Raw genomic sequence first — 4,766 nt, 5'->3', positions numbered from 1 at the left:
ACCCAAATAGGAATATTAAATTCAGGATATTGCTTTAACAATGTCTTGAACTTGACCGCATCTTTTTCAGTCGTAATGATGGCATCAGAATTACCAAAGCTTAAATCAGCAATTTCATAATCATGATGATCTGGAAACTCATGTGCCTGATATTGGTTAACACCCAGCTTATTTAGTGTTTGATAAAAACGCTGCGGAAAGCCAATCCCCACCACAGCATTAAAATACTGCTTGGCATCAAAAGTGTTTGTGCTTGAATTGGGATTAAGCAAATAAGGTTGGCCAATCTCTAAATGCATATTTCGCTGAGCTCGTGCAATTTTAGTATGTTCAATGACCGTACTTCTATTTAAGCGTGATTTAGGCTCACGCAGATAACCTTCAGGTAATAACTTTTCATTGCCCAAACCACGGTTTTGATCCAGCACAATCCATTCAAGCTGACGTGCCAAAGCCCAATGCTGCAAACCATCATCACTCATAATCAGGTCAATCGCGGTAGATTTTAATAACAGTTCAATCGCTGCCTGACGGTTTGGACCAACCGCCATGGGAACATGGGTTGCCTGTACAATCAGACAGGGTTCATCACCCACTTGATCAGGTTCAGAGGTTGTGGTCACCAGCGCAGGAAAATCTCCCTTACCGCCATAACCACGGCTAATCACCCCAACACGAATATTGTGTTGTTGAAGATACTTGACCAGTTGAATCAACAACGGCGTTTTGCCACTTCCCCCAACCGTGATATTACCAATCACCATCACAGGCACAGGTGCGGTAAATACTTTCTTGATTCCAGTTCTATACAAGCCCTGATTCAGGCAAAAACCAAAACGGTACAACCATGACAATGGACGCAACAACACTAACCATGCTGCCTGTTTATTCCAGGCATCCTGAATGGTTTGCGCCATAGACATGTTTAGTGTTCCTCAAAATTGCGTTGATGCAATTGATAATACATGCCATGTTTTGCGAGCAATTCGGTATGTGTGCCTTGTTCAATGATCTGCCCTTTGTCCATCACCACAATCACATCAGCATTTTCAATGGTCGATAAACGATGCGCAATCACAATGGTAGTACGACCTTGCATCGCCTCATCAAAAGCCTGTTGAATAAAATATTCAGACTCATTATCCAGCGCACTGGTTGCCTCATCAAGAATCAGGATTGGAGAATCTTTGAGAATCGCTCTTGCAATGGCAATACGCTGACGTTGACCACCAGAAAGGCTCAAGCCCTGCGCACCGAGAACAGTGTCATAACCCTGTGGCAAGTTCATGATAAAGTCATGTGCATAAGCCGCTTTTGCCGCCGCAATCACTTTCTCGTCACTTGCATCCTGTAATTGACCATAGGCAATATTGTCACGGACTGAACGATTAAACAGAATCACCTGTTGATTGACCATTGCAATCTGTGATCTCAGGCAAGACAATTCAATGTCCTGAACAGGCACACCATCAAACTTCAGTTGCCCACCGCTTAACTCCTGAAAGCGTGGCAGCATATTCACCAATGAGGTTTTACCCGCACCTGAACGTCCCACCAATGCAACTGTCTGTCCAGAATGTATCTTTAAAGAAAAATCTTTAATCGCATGCGTACCGTCTTCATAACGTAAATCTGCATGCTCAAACTGGATATTGCCTTTCAGCACAGGCGTGAGTTGCCCTCTATTCTGTTCTTCAGGCAAGTCCAGCAGTTCAAATACAGAATGGGCTGCTGCCAAACCACGCTGTAATTTTTCATTAATATCCGTCAGGTTCTTCACAGGTTTTGAGATTAAACCTGCTGCTGCAATATAGGCAACAAACTCACCAGCCGAAGTGTCACCCAAAACTTGTGGACGTAATGCAATCCATAAAATCACTGCCATCGCACAAGATAAAATCAACTGGATAATCGGGCTGTTAATATTTTGCACCACCACCATTTTTAAGCCACGGCGAAGATTCTCTTCTGACGATTTATAAAAACGCTGCTGTTCAAATGCTTCACCTGTAAAGCTTTTGACGACACTATTGCCATTGATGGTTTCCTGTACCACATGGTTGACATCACCCATGGTATTTTGTACCTGAATCGAAAGCTTACGCATTTTTTTCGAGGCAATACGCACCAGGATACCAATCACTGGCATAAAGACAATAAAACATAGTGTTAAACGCCAATTGGTATACAGTAAATAACTCAACAACCCAATAACAATCAAACCGTCTTTGATCAGGGTTGTCAAAGACTCTGATGATGCGGCTGAAAGCTGTTCAACGTTATACATTAACTTGGCAGTAATATGGCCAGAGCTATGATCAAGATAATATTGTGCAGGGAGTCTTAATAGTTTGGCGTAAACTTCCTGACGAATACCAAAGACCAACTGACGTGAAATAACGGCGGTAAAATATCCACCTAAAAATAATCCAACGCCACGAAAAAACATCAATAACACAATTAAAACAGGAAACCAGTTCAGATTCTCTCGATCACCATTTTGAATGGCATCGATAATATATTTCATCAGCTTGGCGACTGAGACTTCTGTTGTGGCATTAATCGCAAAACCGATCAATATAAATAAGGCAATACCCCAATAAGATTTTAAATATGAGATGAGGCGCAAATAAACCTTAAAATCCTGATTCACTCAGTAAAACCTCTAGTCGGAACTTTAGTGCTGATATTGACATTAACAAAGCCAAGCTGACCTGCCACGTCCATCACACGAATCACGTCCTGATGGGTTGCCTTGGCATCCGCCGCAATAATAAACATGAGATCACGCCGATCCTGTGCAGCCTGCTTGATTGCGGTACTTAAATCCGCAATATCCTTGGTTGACAATGCCTGACCATTCACAGAATAATGTCCCGTTGAGTCTACCATGATTTCAATTTTCTGATCGAACTGTTTTGGTGGCACACCCTGTGCATCGGGCAAAGTCAGATTGATACGGCTTTGCTGGCTGAATGTTGTGGACAATAGCAAGAACACCAGAATGAACAACAGACAGTCAATCATGGGTGTCAGGTTGATATGAATATCTTCAACTTGAGAACGTTTAAATTTCATAATGTCACCTATGCTCAGCTTGCATGGCGATGTTCTTGCACATGAGGTGCTTTTTTGTAGAAAAGTGCAGCATGAAATAATGTTGATTGTTGTGCTAACTCAGCAATATATTCATGTACTACACGTTGAAAATAACGGTAGGCAATCATGGCAGGGATCGCTATCAGCATACCTACAGCCGTAGTAATCAATGCTTTAGAGATACCAGGCATCATCATACTTGCATTTCCAGCAGAACCGATATCAATCACTAAAAATGATTCAATAATACCAAGTACGGTTCCTAACAAACCAAGCAAAGGTGCAATGGCACTTAAGGTACCCAGAAAATTGATATTTTTTTCCAGATGGCTGATTTCCCGTGAAGCAGTTGCCTCCATCTGCGCACGCGCAAACTGCTCGCCCTGGTCACGATGTTCATATCCTGCCTTAAGAATACGACCCAAAGGACTTTTTGCGGCAGCATCCTGCTCTAGTTGTGAAATGACAGATTCAGCATCCGAACCATTGACCAATAATGTCTGTGGCAGTACCTGTGCCCGTTTTAACCGAATATAGCGTTCAATTGAAATTGCAACCGTAAAAATTGATGAGAGAATAAGCGGTAGCATTAACCAACCACCCGCTTTCACAAGTTCCCACATATTATTCCCCAATAATATTTAAAATATAAAAGGACGCACCTTGAATATTAGTTAGGTAAACAAATATTTAAAATTCCATCCAACTCATCCAATGAGTGGTAATGAATGACCATTTTTCCTTTACCTTTTTGGTTATGGTCAATTTTCACATTTGCCCCAAAACGTTCCGACAGTTTCTGAGTCAATTGTTCAATATCAGGAGAAACCTGCACCTTTTCCTTTTCAGGCTTTGGTTCACACCACTCACGTACCAGTTGTTCAGTCTGACGCACTGACAGGGCTTTTTCAATCACGATTTGCGCCACGTCAATCTGGTCTTTGGCTTTCAGGGTGAGAATGGCACGGGCATGTCCCATATCAATCTGCCCCTGTTGCATCAGGTCCTTAATTGGGTCAGCCAGACTGAGTAAGCGTAATAAGTTACTCACTGTGGTACGGGCTTTACCCACAGTATCGGCTATTTCCTGATGACTTAAACCAAATTCATCATGAAAACGTTGCAAAGCAACTGCCTGATCAATTGGATTGAGGTCCTGACGCTGAATATTTTCAATCAGTGCCAATGCAATTGCGACCTGATCGTTCAGTTCACGAACAATGGCAGGGATTTGAGTTAAACCCGCTAACTGCGCTGCACGCCAACGACGTTCACCCGCAATGATTTCGTAAGGGTGCTGTTCATCGTCAACAGGACGAATCACGATTGGCTGCATCACCCCATGCTTCTCGATGGATGACGCAAGTTCCTGTAAATCCTGTTCCTGAATAAAACGGCGTGGCTGATATTCGCCACGTTTTAATAAGTTGACATCAATCTGCTTGAGTTCACCATGATCCAGGGCTTGTGCTTCGAGTTGCAGTTTTTCTTTTTGAATTGAACCCAATAGCGCATCTAAACCACGACCTTTAGCCAATCCGCGTTTTTTGATGCTCATACAGCACTTCCTTTTTTCACTTTACTTTTCTTCAACATTTCTGCGGCAAGGTTTAAATAGGCAACCGCACCTTTTGAACTTTTTTCGAAATAGATCACTGGCAAACCAT

Annotated in this window: 5 protein-coding genes and 1 pseudogene; all 6 read right to left on the bottom strand. The window is 42.5% G+C overall.

The features are described from left to right. The coding region (gene lpxK / locus B4H32_RS09455) for a tetraacyldisaccharide 4'-kinase (RefSeq protein ID WP_286802586.1) at positions 1 to 923 on the bottom strand (923 nt) is incomplete at its 3' end. A 2-nt stretch (positions 924 to 925) separates the two neighbouring features. Continuing rightward, positions 926 to 2,653 carry a lipid A export permease/ATP-binding protein MsbA gene (gene msbA, locus B4H32_RS09450; RefSeq protein ID WP_286802583.1) on the bottom strand — a complete coding sequence of 576 codons (1,728 nt, stop codon included), beginning with the start codon at positions 2,651 to 2,653 and terminating at the stop codon, positions 926 to 928. Then, positions 2,650 to 3,078, bottom strand: coding sequence for an ExbD/TolR family protein (locus tag B4H32_RS09445; RefSeq protein WP_004682240.1), 429 nt, complete (start codon positions 3,076 to 3,078; stop codon positions 2,650 to 2,652). The genes msbA and B4H32_RS09445 overlap by 4 nt, the downstream gene beginning before the upstream one ends. A gap of 14 nt (positions 3,079 to 3,092) precedes the next feature. Next, positions 3,093 to 3,722, bottom strand: coding sequence for a MotA/TolQ/ExbB proton channel family protein (locus B4H32_RS09440; RefSeq protein ID WP_286802580.1), 630 nt, complete (start codon positions 3,720 to 3,722; stop codon positions 3,093 to 3,095). A gap of 47 nt (positions 3,723 to 3,769) precedes the next feature. Beyond that, positions 3,770 to 4,657: a ParB/RepB/Spo0J family partition protein gene (locus B4H32_RS09435; RefSeq protein WP_004682244.1), complete on the bottom strand. Its 888-nt coding sequence runs from the start codon at positions 4,655 to 4,657 to the stop codon at positions 3,770 to 3,772. Beyond that, positions 4,654 to 4,766 (bottom strand): annotated as a pseudogene (locus tag B4H32_RS09430) (ParA family protein); the annotation flags it as partial. The gene B4H32_RS09435 and the pseudogene B4H32_RS09430, both read right to left, overlap by 4 nt.

Source organism: Acinetobacter sp. UBA2063, from assembly GCF_002333245.1.
In the GTDB taxonomy this organism is placed as follows: Bacteria; Pseudomonadota; Gammaproteobacteria; order Pseudomonadales; family Moraxellaceae; genus Acinetobacter; species Acinetobacter parvus.
Note: the sequence above shows the minus strand (reverse complement) of the source record. Positions and strands in the feature narration are given on the sequence as shown.